This is a genomic window from Paenibacillus sp. FSL M7-0420 (genome assembly GCF_038002345.1).
In the GTDB taxonomy this organism is placed as follows: domain Bacteria; phylum Bacillota; class Bacilli; order Paenibacillales; family Paenibacillaceae; genus Paenibacillus_AQ.
The window spans coordinates 2400352-2421580 of sequence record NZ_JBBOCJ010000001.1; the positions used below are offsets into that span (position 1 = coordinate 2400352).

A 21229-nucleotide genomic window follows, 5' to 3' on the forward strand; every position below is an offset into this window, starting at 1 on the left:
ATGATTCCTTTTCGTTTCCTGCATGCTGCGGATCTGCATCTGGACAGCCGGTTCGCCGGTCTGTCCCATCTCCCGCAGGATATCCGCTCCTATCTCCGGGAGTCCACCTTCGCCGCCCTCGGGCGGCTTGTTGGCGTAGCCATCCTGCAAAAGGTAGATTTCGTAGTCATTAGCGGCGACGTCTACGATGTCTCAGATGCTTCGCTTCAGGGGCAGCTCCGGTTCCGGGAGGCCCTGGAGGAACTTGGACGCCACGGGATTCAGGCGTTCCTGATCCACGGTAACCATGATCCGCTGGACGGCCCGCGCCTTAGTTCGGCACCGCCTGCCCATGTTACGGTATTCGGCGGCAGTGAGCCAGAGCACGTGACCGCCCGCCGCAGGGAAGACGGACGGGAGGTAGCTGTGGTTAGCGGCATCTCCTACCTGACCTCCAAAGTGACAGAGAATACAGCTCTGCGCTTCAGCCGCCAGCCGGGCAGCAGCCTGTTCCATATCGCCCTGCTGCATGGCAATGTGGACGGGGATCTCCAGCATGAGACGTACTCCCCGTGCACCCGGAAGGATCTGATCGGCAGGGGCTATGACTATTGGGCGCTCGGGCATATTCATAAGCGGAGTATTCTGCATGAGCATCCGCCTATCGTCTATCCGGGCAATATTCAAGGGAGAAGCATTAAGGAGACCGGGCCAAAGGGCTGTTATACAGTTGATGTCAATGCAGAGGGGGGAGTCCGGCTGGATTTCCATGAACTGGACAGTGTGCGCTGGCAGGTCCGCGAGCTCTCTATTGATGGGCTCACTGACGAGGCCGAGTGGACCTTCGCTGTAGAGAATGCAGTGGAGGATATCCGCAGCGAGACCCCGCAGATGATGTCTGTGGTCAGGTTCCGCCTGACGGGGCGGGGCGATATACATAAGGTGCTGGCGGAGAAGGGGGCGGCGGATGACCTGCTCACCGAGCTGCAGCGGCGGGAAGCTGTGCGTGCGGTGCGCAAGGAATATGCAGGCTTGGTCTGGACGGAAGGCTTCTCCATCGAAACGGGACTTGCGGTTGACCGTGAGCACTTGCTTCTGGAGGACAGCTTCCTGGGTGAAATGCTGCGGCTTGCCGAACACAGTGGCGGGAATGCCGCAGAATTGGACGAGCTGGTCGCTACTGCGCTGAGACCGATGATGGAGAATCAGGAGCTGCGCAGGCTGCTATTATCCGTAGGCCCCGAGGAGAAACAGGAATGGCTTAGAGGTGCAGCGGAGCTGGGCATCACATTACTTAGCGGACTGGAAGAGTCTGGCGGGGCGCAGCTGAATGCTGCGGAAGAAGGCAAGGACCGGTCTGCTGAGGGCAGTGAAGCATTCATGGAAGGATCTGGACTGTTGGCGGGAGGGAAGACGAAGGATACTGACGGATGGGTGATGAATAGGGCCGCTGCTGCGGATGCAGGAGACGGCGATGGACAGCAAGGCCGGGAGGTAGAGGAATGAAGATCGATTCATTGCGGATAGGCGGCTACGGAAGGCTGGTTCAGCGGGAGATCGGACTGAATGAAGGGGTCACGGTTCTGTTCGGACGCAACGAGGCTGGTAAAAGCACGACCCTGCAGTTCATCCGTGCCATGCTGTACGGCATCCCCGGCCGGGGAAATCCGGCTGAACGGTACGAGCCGCTGCAAGGGGGGACGCACGGCGGGGTGCTGGAAGCAAGGGATGAGTCTGGCGCATTATGGACTATCCGCCGGTATGCATCCGGCGGCGCGGGGCCGGGCAGAGCAGAGAAGCTGCATATTGCACTCAGCCATCCGGATGGCCGCACGGAGGAGCTGAATCAGGCGGAGCTGGAGCGGCGTCTGCTTGGCGGCATCTCCCGGAGTATGTTCCGCCAGCTGTTCGCTGTCTCGCTTGACGAGCTGCAGGAGCTGGGTGCCTTGCAGTCCGGGGAAATGAGCAGCTACCTGTTCCATGCCGGGATGGGCGGCGGCGGGGAGATTATGCGGGCAGAGAAGCGTCTGGTTCAGGAGGCCGAGAAGCTCTACAAGCCGCGCGGCAAGGTCCAGGAGGCGGCCAGGATTCTGCAGTCTATCGGGAAGCTGGAGCAGGAGGTAGCGGAGAGCCGCTCTTATCTGCCGAGATATAACGGGAACACTCTGGCTCTGGAAGCTGCGGAGCAGCAGCTGGAGCAGATGAAGCTGGACCGCGAGCTTGCCGGAACATGGCTGATGAAGCTGCGCAAGGCACAGGACATCCGGGAGCTGTGGCTGAAATGGAGCGAAGGCCGGCTGGAGCTGGAGGAGCTTCCTGTGATTGCATCGTTCCCGGATAACGGGGCGGAACGCTGGAGGTCACTTACAGCCGATCTGCGCAGCTTGCAGGGCGCAGCGTTCCGGCTGGAACGGCTGACGGCGGAGCTTACCGCAGAGCTTGCGGCGAATCCGCCCGATCCTCTGCTTGCGGAGCAGGGGCCTGCGCTCGAAGCGCTGGACCGCAGCCGCAGCAGCTATGAGGACAAGCGGGCGGAGCAGCAGCGGCTTGACGCGGAGCTGACGGCTCTGCAGGAGCAGCTGAAACGCCTGCTGCGCAGCATTGGCGCAGGCTGGGACACCGCAGCGCTTGCGAGCTTCACCCCGGCCGCCGCGGACCGGGAGGCCGCGCGGCGTTACGCCGCCTCCTTTGCCGGGTATGACCGGCAAATGGAGACCCGGGGCGCGGAGCTGCTGAGCCTCCGCGCCCGCAAGGCCGCCGCCGCCGCTGCGCTGCAGGCGGCTGAGCGCCTGCTGGCGCAGGAGCACGCCAGCGGCGCAGCGGACTTCGCGGGCCTAGCTGCGCGCAGCCCGCGTGAACTGGTGCAGCTCTGGGACGAGCTGCAGCAGGCCGCCGAGCGCTGGCGCGAAGCGCAGCTCGGCCCGGAGGGCGGCGCGGCAGCTCCGCGCCGCCAGGGCCCCGCCGGGGGCAGCCGCCCCGGCGTGAACGGGCGCCGTGCGGCACGCTACCGGCGCTTCCTGCAGGCGGGCGCAGCGCTTACGCTGCTGCTGCCGCCTGCGCTGTGGCTGACCGGCGCACCGCCGGTCAGCGTATGGTCCGCGCTCGGCCTGCTGGCCGCAGCGGACCTGTGGCTCTGGGCCGCCCTGCGCGCAGCGGGGGCGGCGGTTTCCCCGCCGGAGCCGGGCGGCGGGGCGGCAGGCAAGGCCGCAGCGGAGATGCTGCGGCTGCGCGGGCAGCTGCTCTCCGCTGCGGAGCGGGAGAGCAGCAAGGCGTCCAGCCCTGACGCAGGCGGGCTGGAGGCCGGGATGCGCGAGCTGCGCCGGCTGATGGAGGCCTGGGGCACCTGGCGCCAGCGCGTAGACCGGCAGGCGGCTGAGGCCGAGGCCTGCCGGACGGAGCTTGAGCGGCTGAGCGGACAGGAGCAGGTGCTGACCGGCGAGCTGGAGGAAGCGGAGGCCCGCTTCACAGAGCTGGCGGCGGGCTACGAAGAATGGCTGCGTCAGCGGAGACTCCCCGAAGGGCTGTCCCCGGACGGCCTGCCGGATATTTTCGCCCTGGCAGAGCAGGGCCATGAGCTGCTGCGCCAGGAGGCCAAATGGTCTGCGCGGCTTAGCGGCCTGGCGGCGGAATGTGCGCTCTATGAACAGGAAGGGCTGAAGCTGTTTGCAGCTGCCGGGACCGGACGGCCAGAGACTATTTCCTTTATTGCTGATCAGCAATCGCTACCGGCTTCTCCGCTTACTGATCAACACCAACTACCCGCAACCAACCCTGCTGCCCAACACACAGCCGCAACTCCAGCGGCTCCCCGCCACCCCACACCAGCCGCCCTATTAACCTGGCTGGAGCTGCGGAAGCGGGAGTGGGATCAGCTGAAGGCGGAGCTGCTGCGCAGAGAGAGTGTGGAGGCGCGGCTGGCTGAAGTCCGGGAGGAGCTGGCAGCGAATCACAGGGAGCAGGCGGAATTGAACCTGCGCTGCTCGAAGCTGCTGGAGGAAGGCGGTGCTGAGGACGGCGAGCAGTTCCTGCGCCGTTCATCGGCGTGGCTGAGGCGGATAGAGGTTACGCGGTCCGTGCGTCAAGCGGAACTGGCGATGTTCAGCGGATGGGATGACGAAGGCCGGGCAGAGCTGCTGAGTCTGCTCACGCATCTGGACGCCGGGCGGCTTGCGCAAGAGCGTCAGGCCGCGGAAGAAGCGGCGGCCGAGCTTGAAGAGGAACGCAGCGCACTGCTTGAGCAGCGCGGCAAGCTGCTGCAGGAACGGGAAGCATTGACGAAGCGCGGCAAGGAAGATACTGCGCTCCAGCAGCTGGAGGAACAGCGGGCGGCACTGCGTAATCTGGCCGGGCAATATGCGGTAACGGCGCTGGCGGCCGAGCTGATGGGCCGGACACGCCGGATCTATGAGCAGGAGAAGCAGCCGCAGGTGCTGCAGCTGGCCTCCGTGTATTTCGCGAAGCTCACGCACGGGGAATACCGCCGGATCGTGATGACGCTGGGGCATAAAGAGCTGAAGGCTGAACATAAGGATGCCGGACTGCTGGACAGCGGGCTGCTCAGCCGGGGAACTGCGGAGCAGCTGTATCTGGCAATCCGGCTGGCCCTGGCAGAAACGATGAGCAGCAAGGTGAATCTGCCGCTGTTCTTCGATGATCTGTTCGTGAACTTCGATGAACACCGGCTTCACGCAGCCCTGGCTCTGCTTGGCGAGCTGTCGGCTTCCCGGCAGATCGTCATGATGACCTGCCACCGCCATGTCGCTGAAGCCGTGGCGGGCATCATTCCTGCCGCAGCCATTATTTCCGTGTAGGCCGGATCGCAGGCTTGATGCTGACAATGGTGATTCCCTGCTTCTTGCCGCCCGCTCCTCCTGCGGGCGGCTTGCCCTGCCCCGGCGGCGGAGACATAGGGGAGCGCACCAGCATGACCACCCATATCAGACACAGCGCGCCGAAGATCGGGTAGAAGATGCCCAGCAGCGAGCTGAAGCCGAATTGGCTGAACACATAGCAGATCAGCATCAGCAGCGGGGCGACAAGCGCAGGGGCGACCGGGAGCCGCTGCTGGAGCTGTACGCTTACCCCATAGATACCGGCGACGAAGGTGCTGAAGATTTCCATGAAGATCAGCAGCAAGAAGACCATCTGCACCACCGGACCCAGCCGGATGGCGATGCTTCCCATCGGAATCTCGAACTGCAGGATACCCGGCATCTGCGAGCTCATGGCAAAATGGGCCGCCAGCAGCATGAACCCGATGCCCGCTCCGCCCAGAATCCCGCCGCGCACCAGCGCACGTTCGTCATCCGTATGACGGGCCAGCGGAACCAGCACTGCCTGGGCCATGCCAAGGTTGAACGAAGTATAGAGCAGCGGAGAGATCCAGGCATTGATGCCGCTGTGATCCGTGGGCAGGAAGAGGAAGCGGTCGGCTCCCGGAACGCCCAGCGTATTACAGACAAGGATTAGCGACAAAGTAAGCATCAGGGGCACCACCAGGCTGTTGATCTGCAGAATTCCGGAAATGCCGCGCTTCAGCAGCAAGTAAGATCCGAGGATCGTCAGAAGCAGCCCCGCCTGATAGGGGAGGCTGAGATGCTCCTTGAAGATCGCCCCGGCGCCTGCCAGCATGATGCTGTTCACCCCGATCAGAATAATCATGGTGAACAGGCTGATGATGGTCCCGGCCTTGGCGCCGAACAGGTGGCGGTTGAAATCCTCATACGAGTCCGCAGAGATTTTCCGGGCGATGATCATCATTTTGGTGCCCAGCCAGATAAAGAGAGCGGCAGAGAATAGAATCGTCAGCAGCGCCCAGTGGCCGTATCTGGTGAAAAAACGGAGGATTTCCTGGCCGGTAGCGAATCCGGCGCCGACAATGGTGCCAATATAAGTAAAAGCGATCTGTAATGTGCGGACATGTGACTTCATGCTTAGCCTCCTTATGAATGCTGCGAAGTTTACAATCGCGGGGCCTGCAAGGATATAGCCTTGTGTAGTCCGCATAGTACAGGTTATGATGAGGAACAGAGGGACATGACTTCCGCCTGGACGAACAGGTGCGATTTCGGTGGAACGTCTGCAACAAATAAATTCTTATATTTTTATTAAGGGTAATGGAGGTTTACAATGATGGAAGTATTGAAACAGCGGATATTGGAGGAAGGCGTAGTCGTCTCGGATCAGGTGCTGAAGCTGGACGGACTGCTTAACCACCAGGTCGATCCGATGCTGACGATGGAAATGGGACGGGAATTTGCCCGCAGATTTGCTGAGGCTGGAGTTACTCGCGTAGTGACTGTGGAATCCTCGGGGATTGCCGTGGCATTTGCCACCGCTTATGAGATGAAGGTACCGCTGGTGTTTGCCCGGCGCAAAAAAACGCTGCTGGCTGATCCCGATGCTCTGTGCGAACGGGTTCCATCTTTTACCAAAGGGATTGTTACGGACATTATGCTGTCCCGCCAGTTCATCTCGGAGGATGACAAAATCCTCTTCATCGATGATATTATCGCCAACGGCGACGCGGCGCGCGGCTTGATCAAGATTATCCAGCGTTCCGGCGCTGAACTGGTGGGTCTTGGCGTAGTGGTCGAAAAAAGCTTCCAGGCAGGCGCCCGTACGATCCGGGAACAGGGAATCCGTCTGGAGTCTCTTGTTGATATCACCTCTCTTAATGACGGGACCATTGTTTTTGGATAAGGCTGAAGTGACAATAACCGGAACATAGCCTATTTTTCAAACATCTGCTTTTCACCCTATAAGTTTTCCTTTATAATAAAAATTAGACATGAGAGAGGAGGCGTCACAATGGGGAATGAACCGGTGACAGAGCAATTTTTTATTGATAAACTAACCGAGGCTAAGGATCACTTCGAACGTGCGCTGGATTGCAAACACACGGAGTTCGACGATTTGTATCCCTATATGATCGAACATCCTCAGTTTTTCTGGTACAAACGTTATGTTGCTTGGTCGGAGCTGTTGACAATCACAAGTTTGTGTGAAGAGCTGTCATATAGCTGGAGACAGACATTCACAGAGCATCAGGTTGAATATCTGGAACAACGTGTGATGTCCGCTAAAGTTCTTGACTTCTGGTTTGAGAAGAATGAAGCGCTGATATAGGAACTTCGTAAGATATACAGATTGCTTTGAACGTAACTAGACCCGGATGATTCTCATTTGGGTCTTTTTCATGACCGGATACAGGGTGAAATTGGACAAGCTAAGCACAGAGAGGGGAGCAAGAATACTATGATCAGCGATGAACAATTGGATGCTTACCGGATCTCCGGGGAAAAGATACGCGTGGTGCGGGACGGGCTGGAGAGTAATGATGTGAGGGGGATCGTGCTGGCCTGGGATGAGTCCCAGGTAATGATCCGCCGACCTAATAAGCGGGTGGTTAAGCTGGACCGGGGCTATCTGTATCAGCCGTTCAGTGAGCCAAGACCAAAGACCGATACTGCGGAGTAAGCGGATTAGGAGGGAACCATGAGCCATCTTCATAAAATATCAATTGTCACAGGAGGCGCAAACGGAATTGGACGCTGCATCACCCAGGAATTACTGAAGGCTGGAGCAGTGGTTGCCTGCATCGACACAGATCTTGCCGCCGGACGCTGGCTGGAGGCCAAGTATGGAAGAGAGCGGCTGTTCTTTTATCAGGGAGACATTGCGGAGCAGTCCGTGCTGGACGATTTCACCGCACAGGTAATCAGCCGCTACGGACAGGTGGATTACCTGATTAACAATGCCTGTATCAGCCGTAAAGGGCTGCAATCAGAATGCAGCTATGAGGATTTTGAGTATGTGCAGCGGATCGGAGTGACAGCGCCTTATTATCTGACGCTGCGGCTTAAGCCGCATTTTACCCAAGGAGCCTCTATTGTGAATATCTCCTCCAGCCGGGAGCGGATGTCACAGCCGGATACCGAGAGCTATACTGCAGCCAAAGGCGGGATCGGTGCATTGACTCATGCCCTTAGTGTAAGTCTTAGCGGTAAAGTGCGGGTTAATGCAATCAGCCCGGGTTGGATTGATACCACCGCTTATCACGGTACAGAGGAATCGGCGGAGCCGATTCATACAGAGCCGGATCGGCTGCAGCATCCTGCGGGACGGGTAGGAACTCCGGCGGATATCGCAGGCATGGTGCTGTTCCTGTGCAGTGAGTCTGCGGGATTCATAACGGGCGAGAATATGACAATCGATGGCGGGATGGGCAAGCAGATGATTTACCACGGAGACGAGGGCTGGACCTACCACCCTGGAGGGCAATCATGAAGCTGCCTGTAATTAAAAATGCTGGGGAACTGGCCGCGCTGGTGCGGGAGATCGGTTATCTGCCCTTGTTCCGCTGTGAGATCGCAGGCTTCTCTCTGGAGGAATGCACACCTGCGGGCTACTGGTTCGTGAAGGATGTCATCGGGCCGTGGGAATGGCGCGAGGAGATTGCGGCCGGGGGCGAGATCGCTTATGCGAAGCTTTTTAACAAGAAGGCCGGGTTCATCAGCAGAGAATGGTACCCGGACTTCGCCAATTACCGCCGGGACGGTTATGATTTCGATGCCAGATATGATGACGGACTGGCCTCCATGGCCAGCAAACGAATCATGGATGTGCTGCTGGAGCATGAGGCGGGGCTGCTGTCCACTGATCTTAAAGGGCTGTCCGGCTTCGCGGCCAAAGGTGCGAAAGGCTTCGACACAGCCATGACGCTGCTCCAGATGCAGACCTACATTACAGCCAGCAAATTCGAGTATAAGCAGGACAAGCATGGCCGTCCCTACGGCTGGGGAATCGGACGTTATGCCGTGAGCGAGCATGTATTCGGAGCAGACTGGGTGACATCGCAGTACAGTGTTCAGCCTGGGGCATCCAGGGAGCGGATCGTGGAGCATACGGCCAGGCTGTTCCCGGAGGCAGGGGCGAAGCAGATGGAGAAGGTTCTAAAGTAAGGTTAGGCGTCACAAAAACCGAACACAATTGCTCACACGAAGGCACCTGAGCCAAATGTATGCGAAAAACCAATTACAATTGCTCGCGTGGAGCTACCTGCTCCAAATGTAATCGGAAAACCGATTACAATTGCTCGCGCGAAGGTACCTGCTCCAAATGTAATCGAAAAACCGATTACAATCGCTCGCGTGGATCTACGTGGGCCAAATGTAATCGAAAAACCAATTACAATTGCTCGCGTGGAGCTACCTGGTCCAAATGTAATCGAAAAACCGATTACAATTGCTCGCGTGGGGCTACCTGGTCCAAATGTAATCGAAAAACCGATTACAATTGCTCGTGCGAAGGTACCTGGTCCAAATGTAATCGAAAAACCGATTATAATTGCTCGCGCGAAGGTACCTGGTTCAAATGTAATCGAAAAACCGATTACAATTGCTCGTGCGAAGGTACCTGGTCCAAATGTATGCGAAAAACCAATTACAATTGCTCGCGTGGAGCTACCTGCTCCAAATGTAATCGAAAAACCGATTACAATTGCTCGCGCGAAGGTACCTGGTCCAAATGTAATCGAAAAACCGATTACAATTGCTCGCGCGAAGGTACCTGGTCCAAATGTAATCGAAAAACCGATTACAATTGCTCGCGCGAAGCTACCTGGTCCAAATGTAATCGAAAAACCGATTACAATTGCTCGCGCGAAGGTACCTGCTCCAAATGTAATCGAAAAACCAATTACAATTGCTCGTGCGAAGGTACCTGGTCCAAATGTAATCGAAAAACCGATTACAATTGCTCGCGTGGAGCTACCTGCTCCAATTGTAATCGAAAAACCGATTACAATTGCTCGTGCGAAGATACCTGCTCCAAATGTAATCGAAAAACCAATTACAATTGCTCGCGTGGAGCTACCTGCTCCAAATGTAATCGAAAAACCGATTACAATTGCTCGCGTGGAGCTACCTGTGCCACATGTATGCCGCCTGTACTCCAGACGACAAAGTCTAATCAAACCACTCTCCGTCAACGTATCATATATTGATCTGCACCCGCACCAAGAGCCTCGTCCAGAATAGGACGAGGCTCTTATGTCAGCAGTACAATCCATTACAAGATGCGGCTTAGATGGACATCGCCAACTGTTCGGCTTGTTCTTCCCGGGGAAGGACAGAGGCCAGCTCGGCACCCAGTCCGAGGTAGGCACGCATGCGCTGCATCATTTCATTACGGAAGCCGGGCCATAGAATATGGATCTCGCCAACATAGCCCCGGCAGTTATACTCGGCTGTAACTCCGCGCTGATCCTGGCGGACGGTATTGATCTTCAGCTGATGGGAGGTAAGCTCGCGGGTAACCTCCTGCAGCATCAGGGATGTCTTCTTGGTAGCACTGGATACCAGCTCCATGTAGAGCTGGGGAGTCTTGAACAGACCGCTCTTGCCGATGGCGCGGCAGTCCCGTTCAAATACTTTATGAATAAACGTCAGCAGCAGATAGCTTCGGACCAGGGACAATTCATCTTTGGTTATATTCTCAGGGATTGTTGGTGTAGTTAGGGGGTGTCTCTTGGTAATCGCCATTATAAATCACCTCATTTATAGTATGCGAACCTTTGTTCTCATTATACACCGAATCCGCAAATAAAAGCAATATTTTACTTGCAATTTATGGATCGTAATTTACAATAAAATAAACTTGACTTCATAATTCCAGCATGGTAAGATTTATCTTGTGACTGCGCAAGCAAGTCAACTGAATATGCGGTCATGGCGGAATTGGCAGACGCGCTGGCTTCAGGTGCCAGTGGTAGCAATATCGTGGAGGTTCGAGTCCTCTTGACCGCATCACTATAAACTTTTAAGATCTTGATTCGTCTTCATAGACGTTGTCAAGATCTTTTTTTGCATGCCATTATCATCTTTATAATTCAGAATGACATATTGCCGATGATCATTATTTAATGATAAACATTAAATAATTATTGAAAAACATAAAAAAATCTGTTATATTCTAATCAACCTAATGAGGGAGTTCGATTAGATGAGTATTTTGAGAATCCAGAAGACAAGCAAAGTATTGTCCGTATGCCTGCAGTTGCTTTGTAACATGTTACTTCTAGCCACTCTGGCCATGATTGCTGCAATGGTCTGGCTTGCTGTGCTGTCAGGAGATGGAATTCCGACTGCACTACACAATATGACTCATATTTTTGTCAATAAAGATCATGGTGATTATGCCAAATCCGACCTGATTATTAAATTCAGCGGGGATGTAGCAAGGCTGTGTTTAATCATTTTTGTACTATTTTTAGTGAGGATGATATTTAAGGATATAAGCAGAGACTATACACCGTTTGTTGCCAAGCATACGAAGCGCTTGAAACTGATTTCCTTGTTGATGGCAGGCATGGCCTTTATTCCTGGACTCGTTGAAGTAGTACTGATACAAATAATTGATCCTGTGACGTTTGTGTATGCGTCGTTTGAGCTGTTTTTTGTTTTAGTTGCCATTGTATTTTTTTGTCTAGCTCAAATATTTGAATATGGCAGAATGCTGCAACAGCAATCTGACGAAACCTTGTGAGGATGTATGTGCGATGGCTATTATTTTGAGGCTAGACCGTGTAATGGCGGACCGTAAGATATCCCTGAACGAACTCGCGGATAAGGTGGGCATATCAAATGTGAATCTCTCAAACATTAAAACGGGTAAGATTAGCGCCATTCGCTTCTCTACACTTGATGCGATTTGTAATGTGCTCGATTGCCAGCCAGGTGATATTTTAGAGTTTCGGAGGGAAGAATAGTATATGACTGTTTCAATGATGGTGTCATCCCTTATACAATTAATCCTATTTAGCTTTATACCTCTGGTTTGTTGGTTAATATTCGCAAGAAAGAAGCAGTCTTTTTGGAGCTGGATCGGCTTAAAAGCTCCTGAAATAAAAAAGAAAAATCTATTTTTCATCCTGTTTTTCTCAGGGCTCCTTTTGTTCTTGTCGCTTGGATGGGTAATCATGTTGTTTTTTACCAATGGATCCGACGTTGCTGCATCACAATTTGATGGCGTAGGCGTTGCAGGTATAGCGGCTGCTTTATTCTATGCTTTTGTACAAACTGGTTTGTCTGAAGAGATAGTATTCCGGGGGTTTATCGGAAAAAGGTTGATTTCTGCGGTTGGATTTACGGCAGGGAACTCGGTTCAGGCGGCATTGTTCGGCTGTTTGCACGGAGCTATGTTTTTTTCACATGCCGGATGTTTAAATGCCTTAATCATCACACTATTCACTGCTGTAATTGGCTGGTTTATGGGTGACATAAACGAGAAACTAGCAGGAGGATCGATTGTTCCAAGCTGGATTATGCATGGATTGGCCAATTTATTTACGGCGATGATGATGATGTTTAACTTGTTTTAGTAGTATAAGCTGTAATTCCGCTTGAATATAAATTCTCCGCTAACTGGATGAATTCTTCTGGGGGTATATCCTTATCTCTTTGGAGCCAAAGATGAAATAAAGAAAGGGTCGTCGTCAGATAGAACTCAATGAAGTACGGCGTTAAGGAGTGGTTTTGCGGAAGGCTTAGGAATTGCTCCATGGGAATTTCTTTTTTCAAGCGTGCTAAGAAATGCGGGCTTCCATAATCACCCAGAAGGGCATGGAGCGCCAGGAGATGTTCTTTTTTGTCCAGACAAGACAGCGCATCCTGAACCGAATGCACCGACAGCTCTTTACCGGCTAATTCTGCTTTGATGTCATGGAGCAAGTTATTTTCCACAGCATCCAGCAATTCGTAAATGTCAGTAAAGTATTGATAAAAGGTACTGCGGTTATACCCTGACCGGTTGGCGATTTCCTGAATGGAAATTTTCTCAACCGGCTTTTGGCTGTATAGCTCACAAAAAACTTCTATAAACCTTTGTCTTGTTTTCTCCGTGATTTGGGGCTGCTTCTTCATGTGTCCCTCCTGCTGGCGTATAAGATATCATCCGACAGATTTTAAAAAACTGATGATTGATCAAGGAATCCTAAAGCTTTATGATCACATCATACAACATGTTGTTGGATGATTACACGGAAATATGAATCAGCGGGGTGGTAAAATGTCAGCAGTAAAGCAAGACAGAATTCTAATTTTCGGCGCAGGTGTCATCGGAAGCATCTATGCAATGAAGTTTATGGAAGCCGGGTTTGACGTTAGCCTGTTTGCACGTTCGGACAGATTCAGAGCCTTACAAGAAAAAGGTCTGCAATATAATGACAAAGGTACAGTCAGAACGATTCCGGTGAAGGTCATGGATACGCTCGAAAATGACGATATATACGATTTTATTTTCGTTACCGTCCGTTATGACCGGGCCGAGTCAGCGTTGCTCGCGCTTAAGGATAATCAAAGCCCGAATATTGTTACGATGACCAATAGCTCCATTGGATTTTCTTCGTGGCGGAGGATTGTCGGGGATCGGCTCCTGCCGGCTTTTCCCGGCTTCGGCGGACAGATCAAAGATGGGGTCCTGTACGCCCGGTTCATGCCCAAGCTTCTAGTGGCTACCACCTTTGGAGAAATGAACGGCGCAGTGACGCAGCGCATCGTAAAGCTCTCACAAGTATTTCAAGCCGCCAAGCTTCCCTACGCTATAAAAAAGGATATGCAGGCGTATCTCATCACACATTCTGTATCAGACATTGCGCTGCTAGGCGGTTTGTATTCCGGGCATCGGATGACTGCCCCTGTAACACCCGGAACCAGACAGACGGCACGCCAAATAACAGTTACTTTAAAAGCGTATCTAAAGGCAATCCGCAAAGCAGGTGTTGCTGTTGATCCGCCTTTCTTTAAAATAGTCCCTAAACTCCCAAGCCTCATGCTTGATCTTCTCTTCATTGCATGGCTGCGCACGAACATGGTTAAGGATATGCTGCTGCCGGATTATGCGAATGCTGCGAATCAGGAGGTTGTGCAGCTAGAGAATGATCTAACGAAATTTTTAACTATGCAGAACGGCTGATACCGGATAATTGTAATCTGAGCAATTAAAACCTGCAAAAAAGGGTTAAATGTATTACATCGCTGCAGTCTGTACTACTAATTCTGCCTCAATCTTAACCAAGGAGTGAGCAATGATGAGCTGGGATGTATTTATCATGAAAGAGAAGTACGATTTTGAAGCGCCGGAGGAAGAACAGCCCCCAATGCCTCCCTTGGGACAACGTGATGAAATCATTGAGAAGCTGACCCGCCGTATACCGAACCTGGATTACCGGGATAAGGCTTGGGGCTTCCTTGAGGGCGAGGGGTATTCGATCGAGTTCAACACAGGTGATGAGGAGCTTGTGAATTCCATCATGCTGCATGTCCGGGGCGGGGGAACGGTGATGGAGACGATCCGGCTGGTCTGTGAGACACTGGAGGCTTATGCGCTTGATACATCGGATTCCGGCTATATCGATTTTGAGCAGCCTGAGCAAGCGGAGCAATCCTGGGAGCAATTTCAGCGGTATCGTGACCAGGTGTTGAAGAATGATAACTAAAGAGGTATAGGGAAATCAACAGAGGCACAGGATGGTAATCACCTGCAGCCTCTGTTTTTTTTGCTGTGTACAGCCCTCTCAAAATCCTCTGAAATAACGTGCAGAAGGGTATTGACGCCTGAAGATTGATCATGTTAATATTTTCACGTAACAAACTAACATGTCAGTATATATGAATAGCATGTTAGCATGTTAACTCATTTATCCTACTTCAGGAGGTTATTTTGTGGATGTGGCTAATGTTGTAATCGGTTTCATTATGGTCTTATCGTTTTTTGGATTGGTGTGGTATTGCGTCAAGGGGTATAACCTCATGGTTGGCTTCTTCGTCATGTCGGTGCTGTGGACCTCGATTGCCCTGATCGGAAATAGCATTCATCCTACCTCCGTGATGGAGGGCAAGACTTTCATTGATGTCCTTACCAACGTATTCCAGACAGGGCCGGAGAATTACGGGAAGGCGATCCTGGTTAATATTTTCTTCGGCGCCTTCTTCGGAAGAGTCCTGATCGACACCGGGATTGCCGCTACTCTGATTCGTAAGGTTGTAGAGCTTGGGGGAGACAAACCCAGAATCACCATGTCTCTGCTGTGTATCGTTACCGCTGTAATCTTCACATCCATGACCGGTATCGGCCCGGTAATCTCCATTGCGGTCATCGTGCTGCCGATCATGCTGTCGCTCGGGATTCCTTCACCGATTGCCCTGTTCTCTTTCATGGGCTCAATCATGGCGGGGATCTTCGGGAACATTGTGAACTTTAAGCAATATCAGGCGATATTTGCCACAGCCAATGAGAGTTATGCCAGCTACGACTACAATACATATTTCAAATTTGGCATGATTGCGATGGCTGTATCCTTGATCGTGGTTCTGGTGGTATCTAATGTGATGATGAACCGGAAGCTCTCCCGGGCCTGGGCGGCCACACCGGATAGCGGAGCTACTGTAGATGCACCTGCTATCTCCTGGATCTCGATCATTCTGCCAGTAGTAGGTGTGGTGGTGCTCAAGGTTCCGATCATTTTTGGATTTATCTTCGCCGCCTTGTTCGCACTGTTGACCTGCGGCAAGCTGAAGGGCGGTTTTGCAAGCGTTTGCAGAATGCTGTCGAAGCAGTTCGCGGACGGAGCCATAGATGTAGCGCCGATGATCGGGTTCCTGCTCACGCTGTCCATGTTCAACAATGCGGCCACCTATGCTTCCCCTTATTTCAAAACCCTGCTGGACGGCGCGATGCCCCAGACCGCGCTGCTCTTATGTATTGTATTTGCAATCCTGACACCGCTAGGCTTCTTCCGCGGCCCGATGAACCTTGTCGGTTCGGGTTCGGCCATCCTGGCCGTCGTGGTGGCAACCGCAGCCTGGCCGGTACAATTCCTCTATCCGCTGTTCGCCATTACTACAGTAGCACCGCAGCATTTGGACGTTACACAGTCCTGGGTTGCCTGGGGCTTCGGCTATACGAAGGTTCCGGCCAAGGAATATATGAAGATGTCGATTCCTACCGGCTGGATCATCGGGATTATTCTCTGCGCGGTTGTGTTCTTCATGTACGGCAATCTGGTGTAGCACTATATTAATGAAGAGAAACGGAGAAATCATATGAGTACAATGGTTAGAATGGGGATCGATGTAGGGGGAACACATACCAAGGCAGTTGCGATTGACAACGCCACACATGAGATTATCGGGAAATCATCCGTGAAGACGACGCATGATCATGCCACAGGCGTAGCCGCAGGCGTGGTGAAATGCTTCATGAATTGCCTGGAGGAGAATAATATCCGTCCGGAGGATGTAGTGTTCGTGGCCCACAGTACCACGCAGGCAACGAATGCGCTGATCGAGGGCGATATTGCCCAGGTGGGCATCATTGGCCTGGCGAAGGGCGGTCTGGAAGGCTGGCTCGCCAAGCGTCAGACCCGGCTTCAGAATATTGACCTGGGCAACGGCAAGGAGATCAAGATCTACAATAGCTTTCTTAATGTTAAAAAAATGTCTGAAGCTTCCGTGCTGACGGTCATCGATGAATTGAAGCAGCAGGGGGCGCAGGTGATTGTGCCTTCGATGGCTTTTGGCGTAGATAACGGGCGGCCCGAGGAACTGGTCTATATAGAAGCAGAGAAAAAAGGCATGCCGACCACCATGGCCTCCGACATCACCAAATTATACGGGCTGACCCGCAGAACGCGGACGGCGGCGATTAATGCAAGCATTCTGCCGAAGATGCTGGATACCGCCAATTCCACAGAGAAGTCTGTGCGGGAGGCCGGGGTCCATGTTCCGCTGATGATTATGAGAGGCGACGGCGGCGTCATGGAGATCAGTGAGATGAAGAAACGGCCTGTGCTGACGATGCTGTCGGGACCGGCGGCTTCAGTCATGGGCTCACTGATGTATCTGAGAGCGTCGAACGGGGTGTACTTCGAGGTCGGCGGCACGACTACCAATATCGGTGTGATCAAAAACGGCCGCCCGGCCATCGACTATTCCATCGTCGGCGGTCATCCGACCTATGTCAATTCCCTGGATGTACGGGTGCTTGGCGTGGCCGGCGGGTCCATGATCCGGGCGAACAAGAGCGGAGTGGTCGATGTCGGACCAAGATCGGCGCATATCGGCGGACTGGATTATTCGGTATTCACCGATCCGGATCAGATCAAGGGAGCACAGGTCGAATTCTTTTCTCCGAAGCCGGGTGATCCTGCTGATTATGTGGCCATCCGGCTGGAGAACGGGGAGCGGGTGACGATCACGAACTCCTGCGCGGCGAATGTGCTGGGACTGGTGAAGCCGGAGCATTTCTCCTACGGGAATGTGGAAGCGGCCAGAAGGGCGATACAGGCACTGGCGGATTATTGCGGAACGACGGTAGAGGATATCGCCAAGCAGATTATGGAGAAGGCCTATGCCAAGATCGAGCCGATCATTCTGGCGCTGGCTGAGAAATACAAGCTGGAGAAGGATCAGATCTCTCTCGTCGGCGTGGGCGGCGGAGCGGCTTCGCTGATTGTCTATTTTTCGGAGAAAATGGGCCTGAAATACAGCATCCCCGAGAATGCCGAGGTGATCTCTTCGATAGGTGTAGCCCTGTCGATGGTCCGGGATGTGGTGGAGCGGATTATTCCGTCCCCGTCCAAGGAAGTGATTGCCGCCCTGAAGATGGAAGCCTTGAACAAGGCCATCCAGAGCGGAGCGACACCGGAGAGCATCGAGATTCATATCGATATTGACCCGCAGACTTCCAAGGTGACAGCGATCGCTACCGGTTCCACGGAAGTGAAGACGACCGAGCTGCTGAAGGAATGTGACGAAACGGAGCTGCGGGAGCTGGCTGCCCAGGATATGCGCATCCCTGTAGAGCGGACGGAGCTGCTGCAGAAGACTAGATATGTCAGTATTTTCGGCGAGAAAATGGATAAAGCCGGTGAAGCCGGGGCAGTCCGTATCCTGGATACCAAAGGCTTCATCAAAGTGCAGAGAGGCCGGGCTATGGCGTTGAAGACAACAGCCGGGGACTATCTGAGCGCAGTGAAGCAGTTGTGGGAGGCAATGGCTGTGTATCAGACGGAGCTGATTACAAGACCTGACTTTTACTTGTGTATCGGCGCACGTGTGATGGACTTTACAGCCTCTGACTTCGAACAGCTAGAGCTGCTGATGGACATCGAGGTATCCACGTTCGAGCCGGACACGGAGGTTATTGTCGTGGCGGCCAATATCAAGCAGAGTTAAGAGCCGCGCGGAAGAGCGTGTAGACAGGAGGACGTATGCAAGTACAGACGAAGCTGGGAGAGCTGCTGTATCCATTGCTGGAGGTTGACGATGAGGCTTGGGGAATGTATGCCTTCAGGAGAGACATCCTGAACCGGCGTATTCCGCCGGAGACGAAGCGGGAAATGCTGAAGCAGGCCAGAGCCTGCGGCATAGAATATGCACAGCGGATGATACTTGAATATGGAACCCGAGATGTCCGGGTGCTTGCCGGGCGGATGAACCTGAAGCTGGAATTCAAGGATGCGCTCATGACCGGCAAGCGTGTGCTGTTCGCCTCCTATACCCCTCCGGACCGGATCGAAATCATGGAAAAACCCTTGCGCAGAGCGGCGGAGCAGGTGCGGGAGGCGGGGGCTGGTCTAGTTGAACTTTTTTCCCAAGCTGGTATAATGAATACTATCCTTGGCCACGAAATTTATCATTTTGTAGAAGACCGGTTTGCACAGGAAATATACACCCGGACCGAGCGCATTCTGCTATGGAAGCTGCTGGGCCTGAAGAATTATTCTACAATACGCACCTTAAGTGAGGTTGGAGCCATGGCTTTTACACAGGAGCTGAACAGACTGCGGTACTCGCCGTTTATTCTGGATGTTCTGTTGTATTATGCCTACGACTCAGCCAGTGCGGAGACAATAACCCGTGATGTACTAGGAGTGAGTTCAGGGAAGGTGTAGGGAAGCCGTTGAAGATTATGAATAACAGTAATTCACTGAATGATGTAACTTATAATAGAATAAAAGAAGACATCATGAATATGACGCTCGAGCCGGGAATGGATGTCAGTGTGCAGAAGCTGTCTGAACGCTATGGCGTCAGCCGGACGCCGGTGCGGGAAGCTGTCGTCCGCCTTCAACAGTCAGGACTGGTGGAAATATATCCTCAGCGCAAAACGGTAGTCTCGAAGATCGATCTGCAACGGGTACGTGAGGAGTGGTTCATCCGCACCTCGCTGGAATCTGCGGTGATCGATGAGTTCATCCGCAAGTGCAGCGAGCTGGTAGCAGATACGATGCAGGAATTGATTAATAAGCAGAAGAAATACATGGACAAGAAATATTTCAGAGAGTTCTATATTAAGGACAACCGGTTCCATCAGCTGATCTTCCAGACGGCCGGAGAAGAATTGTCCTGGTTCACCATCGAAGAGGTAGCTTCCCATTATAACCGTATCCGTCTGCTCTACGGGAAGATGGAGGGGGTCCAGCCATCCGATATCGATAAGCATGTGAAGATGGTGGCGGCTACCCGCAAGCGGGATGTGGAAGGAATGCGCAAGGTCGTGATGGAGCATTCCAATACGCTGCTGGACCGGGTCCAGAGCATGTCGAAGCAATACCCGCAATTCTTCTAAATGTACACAAGATTAAAGAGGCGTATCCGAAAGTTCCGCTCTATGGAGAGGACTTCCGGGATACGCCTTTTTGTTAAAATATAAGAAATCCTATTGCTGCTTGAGCCGCCGGTAATATAGCCAGGTTCTGCCCGCGAACGAGCCGAAGAGCAGAATGGAAAGGAACATAATTGAAATGTTCCACGCCTGGGAAGCGGTGAATTCATCCCGCAGCATGCCATCTATGAAGGCCGACACATTCAGGCTGTAGAGCAGGATCATGGGCAGGAACAGCAGGGTATAGCTGATGGCGATTTTACGTGCGTGCTTCAGGCGGTGTAACGGATCGCTATAGAGCTCCGGGTATTCGGCATGCTCCGGGTTCTCCCGGCTCCACAGGGTCCATTTCTGCAGAGAGAAGGGAGAACTGTAGAGCCTGGTCCAGCCGGCATCCTGATGCAGCTCGAAATACCCTTCACCCGCAACGACCTGATAGTCAGCGTGATATTTCATACGGCGCGGACGGCCCTTGCTGAAATGGAACAACGTTCCTCCGAAGCATACTTTATAGAGATTCCAGCCGTGCAGCTCCTGCTCCTCCAGCCATTGCTCCAGCCGGTCAGGGGCATACATCCAGCCTAACTTCATCCGCGCCATCGTAGTGCCGGCGGGCTTCTGCGGTCTGGAGGGCTGCTTCAGCTCCTGATGATCCAATAGAAATACCTTACTGGCAGCCCGGAGCTTCACCATGGAGTAGATTGCAAGAACAAGCAGGGCCAGGGCTCCCGCTGCTGCGGTCCAGGTAACAGCCCACATCGGACTTGGCTGAATGCGGACTGGAGTGTCCTGATTGAAGGTGAGCCCTAGTACAAGCAGTGGAATAAGTGCTATGAGCAGCAAATACACCAGGATTCCCATGAAAAGATAGGAGATGATGCGGTTACGCCTCAGGACATCCTTACGTGAAGGATAGGCGCTAATCTGTGACGGGGACCGGTCATTCTCGTACAGGCTCCACTTTCCTTGCTGTAGCCTCCTGCTCCATCCCTCTGCGGACAGATAAGGAGACATGGATGAATGCTTGGATGAATGATAAGCCAGCTGATAAGTTAGCAAGGCGGGCTCAGCCTGCCGGAAGGTAAAGCGCCGCAGCAGTAAGCTCCATTCCTCCAGACGCCATCCCCTGCCGGCCATATCGGCCAACCAGGCTTCTGTCCCCGGCAGATCGTAGCTCCAAAAGGGCCGAAATACAGTTCTCATTGAAATTCCTCCTCACTGGTGACGGCGTTGCGGTGAAGTTCCTTTAATCTGCCGATTTCTGCGCGCATGACTTCCTTCCCCAGCTCAGACACCTCGTACACCGTCTTTCTCTCTTCATCGGCAAATACGGTAATTAGCCCATCCTTATTCATCTTGGTCAAGGTTCCATACACCGTACCGGAGCCCAGCCGCAGCCGTCCTTCCGACAGATCATCCACATGCTTGATGATTCCGTATCCATGGCGCGGCTTGGTTAAGGACAACAGAATATAGAAGGCCGTTTCGGTCATGGGGACGTACTTTTTTAGAACCTTTTGTGCTGCGGACACCGCGTTCACCTGCTTCGTCAATTCGTTGTGCCAAGTCATAGCTATAAGAG

Annotated in this window: 22 protein-coding genes and 1 tRNA gene; 18 read left to right on the top strand and 5 right to left on the bottom strand. The window is 53.3% G+C overall.

All coding sequences use genetic code 11. The features are described 5' to 3' along the window. Both MKX51_RS10080 and MKX51_RS10085 read left to right on the top strand, forming a co-directional pair. Complete coding sequence (locus MKX51_RS10080) at positions 1-1485, top strand: metallophosphoesterase family protein (RefSeq protein ID WP_340992240.1); 1485 nt, start codon at positions 1-3, stop codon at positions 1483-1485. Then, the gene (locus MKX51_RS10085; protein WP_340992241.1) at positions 1482-4790 is read left to right on the top strand and encodes an AAA family ATPase; all 3309 of its coding nucleotides are present in this window, start codon (positions 1482-1484) and stop codon (positions 4788-4790) included. The genes MKX51_RS10080 and MKX51_RS10085 overlap by 4 nt, the downstream gene beginning before the upstream one ends. On the opposite strand, the gene MKX51_RS10090 is transcribed toward MKX51_RS10085, so the two are convergent. Beyond that, on the bottom strand, positions 4777-5910 hold the full coding sequence (locus MKX51_RS10090; RefSeq protein ID WP_340941898.1) for a YkvI family membrane protein: 1134 nt from the start codon (positions 5908-5910) through the stop codon (positions 4777-4779). The genes MKX51_RS10085 and MKX51_RS10090 overlap by 14 nt on opposite strands. Before the next feature lie 201 nt (positions 5911-6111). Between MKX51_RS10090 and MKX51_RS10095 the strand changes: the two genes are divergently transcribed. The 6 genes from MKX51_RS10095 (at position 6112) to MKX51_RS10120 (ending at position 10019) form a co-directional block, all read left to right on the top strand. After that, a complete protein-coding gene (locus MKX51_RS10095) occupies positions 6112-6681 on the top strand; it encodes a xanthine phosphoribosyltransferase (protein WP_340941897.1) in 570 nt (189 codons plus the stop codon). A 108-nt stretch (positions 6682-6789) separates the two neighbouring features. Then, positions 6790-7107, top strand: coding sequence for a hypothetical protein (locus tag MKX51_RS10100; protein ID WP_036725087.1), 318 nt, complete (start codon positions 6790-6792; stop codon positions 7105-7107). 129 nt (positions 7108-7236) lie between these two features. Further along, entirely contained in the window at positions 7237-7458 is a 222-nt protein-coding gene (locus MKX51_RS10105; RefSeq protein WP_340941894.1) for a hypothetical protein, read from the top strand. Between the two features lie 18 nt (positions 7459-7476). Continuing rightward, positions 7477-8268: an SDR family oxidoreductase gene (locus MKX51_RS10110; protein ID WP_340992242.1), complete on the top strand. Its 792-nt coding sequence runs from the start codon at positions 7477-7479 to the stop codon at positions 8266-8268. After that, positions 8265-8942: an AlkZ-related protein gene (locus MKX51_RS10115; protein ID WP_340992243.1), complete on the top strand. Its 678-nt coding sequence runs from the start codon at positions 8265-8267 to the stop codon at positions 8940-8942. Before MKX51_RS10110 ends, MKX51_RS10115 begins: the two co-directional genes overlap by 4 nt. An 87-nt stretch (positions 8943-9029) precedes the next feature. After that, positions 9030-10019, top strand: a complete 990-nt coding sequence (locus tag MKX51_RS10120) for a hypothetical protein (RefSeq protein WP_340992244.1) — start codon at positions 9030-9032, stop codon at positions 10017-10019. A 45-nt stretch (positions 10020-10064) separates the two neighbouring features. Here the strand turns inward: MKX51_RS10120 and MKX51_RS10125 are convergent, their stop codons facing one another. Continuing rightward, positions 10065-10523, bottom strand: a complete 459-nt coding sequence (locus tag MKX51_RS10125; protein WP_340992245.1) for a hypothetical protein — start codon at positions 10521-10523, stop codon at positions 10065-10067. A 180-nt stretch (positions 10524-10703) separates the two neighbouring features. Between MKX51_RS10125 and MKX51_RS10130 the strand changes: the two genes are divergently transcribed. The 4 genes from MKX51_RS10130 to MKX51_RS10145 all read left to right on the top strand — a co-directional run bounded on the left by MKX51_RS10130 (position 10704) and on the right by MKX51_RS10145 (position 12361). Continuing rightward, positions 10704-10787, top strand: a tRNA-Leu gene (locus tag MKX51_RS10130). A gap of 196 nt (positions 10788-10983) precedes the next feature. Then, positions 10984-11526: a hypothetical protein gene (locus tag MKX51_RS10135; protein WP_340941886.1), complete on the top strand. Its 543-nt coding sequence runs from the start codon at positions 10984-10986 to the stop codon at positions 11524-11526. Positions 11527-11539: 13 nt separating this feature from the next. After that, entirely contained in the window at positions 11540-11749 is a 210-nt protein-coding gene (locus tag MKX51_RS10140) for a helix-turn-helix domain-containing protein (RefSeq protein WP_340941884.1), read from the top strand. Between the two features lie 3 nt (positions 11750-11752). After that, on the top strand, positions 11753-12361 hold the full coding sequence (locus MKX51_RS10145; protein ID WP_340992246.1) for a CPBP family intramembrane glutamic endopeptidase: 609 nt from the start codon (positions 11753-11755) through the stop codon (positions 12359-12361). Here MKX51_RS10145 and MKX51_RS10150 read toward each other — a convergent pair. After that, a complete protein-coding gene (locus tag MKX51_RS10150; RefSeq protein WP_340992247.1) occupies positions 12348-12902 on the bottom strand; it encodes a TetR/AcrR family transcriptional regulator in 555 nt (184 codons plus the stop codon). The genes MKX51_RS10145 and MKX51_RS10150 overlap by 14 nt on opposite strands. A gap of 145 nt (positions 12903-13047) precedes the next feature. On the opposite strand from MKX51_RS10150, the gene MKX51_RS10155 reads away from it, so the two are divergent. The 6 genes from MKX51_RS10155 (at position 13048) to MKX51_RS10180 (ending at position 19611) form a co-directional block, all read left to right on the top strand. After that, complete coding sequence (locus MKX51_RS10155; protein ID WP_340992248.1) at positions 13048-13953, top strand: ketopantoate reductase family protein; 906 nt, start codon at positions 13048-13050, stop codon at positions 13951-13953. 112 nt (positions 13954-14065) lie between these two features. Further along, the gene (locus tag MKX51_RS10160; protein WP_340826803.1) at positions 14066-14476 is read left to right on the top strand and encodes a hypothetical protein; all 411 of its coding nucleotides are present in this window, start codon (positions 14066-14068) and stop codon (positions 14474-14476) included. A gap of 226 nt (positions 14477-14702) precedes the next feature. Next, entirely contained in the window at positions 14703-16049 is a 1347-nt protein-coding gene (locus MKX51_RS10165; RefSeq protein ID WP_083684870.1) for a citrate transporter, read from the top strand. 33 nt (positions 16050-16082) lie between these two features. Further along, a complete protein-coding gene (locus MKX51_RS10170) occupies positions 16083-18215 on the top strand; it encodes a hydantoinase/oxoprolinase family protein (protein ID WP_340992249.1) in 2133 nt (710 codons plus the stop codon). Between the two features lie 35 nt (positions 18216-18250). Further along, positions 18251-18934, top strand: a complete 684-nt coding sequence (locus MKX51_RS10175) for a hypothetical protein (RefSeq protein ID WP_340992250.1) — start codon at positions 18251-18253, stop codon at positions 18932-18934. Positions 18935-18951: 17 nt separating this feature from the next. Then, entirely contained in the window at positions 18952-19611 is a 660-nt protein-coding gene (locus MKX51_RS10180) for a GntR family transcriptional regulator (RefSeq protein WP_076157574.1), read from the top strand. Between the two features lie 90 nt (positions 19612-19701). Here MKX51_RS10180 and MKX51_RS10185 read toward each other — a convergent pair whose 3' ends face one another. Both MKX51_RS10185 and MKX51_RS10190 read right to left on the bottom strand, forming a co-directional pair. Then, positions 19702-20850, bottom strand: a complete 1149-nt coding sequence (locus tag MKX51_RS10185) for a DUF2812 domain-containing protein (RefSeq protein WP_340992251.1) — start codon at positions 20848-20850, stop codon at positions 19702-19704. Beyond that, positions 20847-21140, bottom strand: a complete 294-nt coding sequence (locus MKX51_RS10190) for a PadR family transcriptional regulator (RefSeq protein WP_235191871.1) — start codon at positions 21138-21140, stop codon at positions 20847-20849. The genes MKX51_RS10185 and MKX51_RS10190 overlap by 4 nt, the downstream gene beginning before the upstream one ends. Positions 21141-21229: the final 89 nt, after the last annotated feature.

Coding starts and splice junctions, on each gene's coding strand:
- MKX51_RS10080 (WP_340992240.1), top strand. CDS start 1: ATGATTCCTTTTCGTTTCCTGCATGCTGCGGATCTGCATCTGGACAGC.
- MKX51_RS10085 (WP_340992241.1), top strand. CDS start 1,482: ATGAAGATCGATTCATTGCGGATAGGCGGCTACGGAAGGCTGGTTCAG.
- MKX51_RS10090 (WP_340941898.1), bottom strand. CDS start 5,910: ATGAAGTCACATGTCCGCACATTACAGATCGCTTTTACTTATATTGGC.
- MKX51_RS10095 (WP_340941897.1), top strand. CDS start 6,112: ATGGAAGTATTGAAACAGCGGATATTGGAGGAAGGCGTAGTCGTCTCG.
- MKX51_RS10100 (WP_036725087.1), top strand. CDS start 6,790: ATGGGGAATGAACCGGTGACAGAGCAATTTTTTATTGATAAACTAACC.
- MKX51_RS10105 (WP_340941894.1), top strand. CDS start 7,237: ATGATCAGCGATGAACAATTGGATGCTTACCGGATCTCCGGGGAAAAG.
- MKX51_RS10110 (WP_340992242.1), top strand. CDS start 7,477: ATGAGCCATCTTCATAAAATATCAATTGTCACAGGAGGCGCAAACGGA.
- MKX51_RS10115 (WP_340992243.1), top strand. CDS start 8,265: ATGAAGCTGCCTGTAATTAAAAATGCTGGGGAACTGGCCGCGCTGGTG.
- MKX51_RS10125 (WP_340992245.1), bottom strand. CDS start 10,523: ATGGCGATTACCAAGAGACACCCCCTAACTACACCAACAATCCCTGAG.
- MKX51_RS10135 (WP_340941886.1), top strand. CDS start 10,984: ATGAGTATTTTGAGAATCCAGAAGACAAGCAAAGTATTGTCCGTATGC.
- MKX51_RS10140 (WP_340941884.1), top strand. CDS start 11,540: ATGGCTATTATTTTGAGGCTAGACCGTGTAATGGCGGACCGTAAGATA.
- MKX51_RS10145 (WP_340992246.1), top strand. CDS start 11,753: ATGACTGTTTCAATGATGGTGTCATCCCTTATACAATTAATCCTATTT.
- MKX51_RS10150 (WP_340992247.1), bottom strand. CDS start 12,902: ATGAAGAAGCAGCCCCAAATCACGGAGAAAACAAGACAAAGGTTTATA.
- MKX51_RS10155 (WP_340992248.1), top strand. CDS start 13,048: ATGTCAGCAGTAAAGCAAGACAGAATTCTAATTTTCGGCGCAGGTGTC.
- MKX51_RS10160 (WP_340826803.1), top strand. CDS start 14,066: ATGATGAGCTGGGATGTATTTATCATGAAAGAGAAGTACGATTTTGAA.
- MKX51_RS10170 (WP_340992249.1), top strand. CDS start 16,083: ATGAGTACAATGGTTAGAATGGGGATCGATGTAGGGGGAACACATACC.
- MKX51_RS10175 (WP_340992250.1), top strand. CDS start 18,251: ATGCAAGTACAGACGAAGCTGGGAGAGCTGCTGTATCCATTGCTGGAG.
- MKX51_RS10180 (WP_076157574.1), top strand. CDS start 18,952: ATGAATAACAGTAATTCACTGAATGATGTAACTTATAATAGAATAAAA.
- MKX51_RS10185 (WP_340992251.1), bottom strand. CDS start 20,850: ATGAGAACTGTATTTCGGCCCTTTTGGAGCTACGATCTGCCGGGGACA.
- MKX51_RS10190 (WP_235191871.1), bottom strand. CDS start 21,140: ATGACCGAAACGGCCTTCTATATTCTGTTGTCCTTAACCAAGCCGCGC.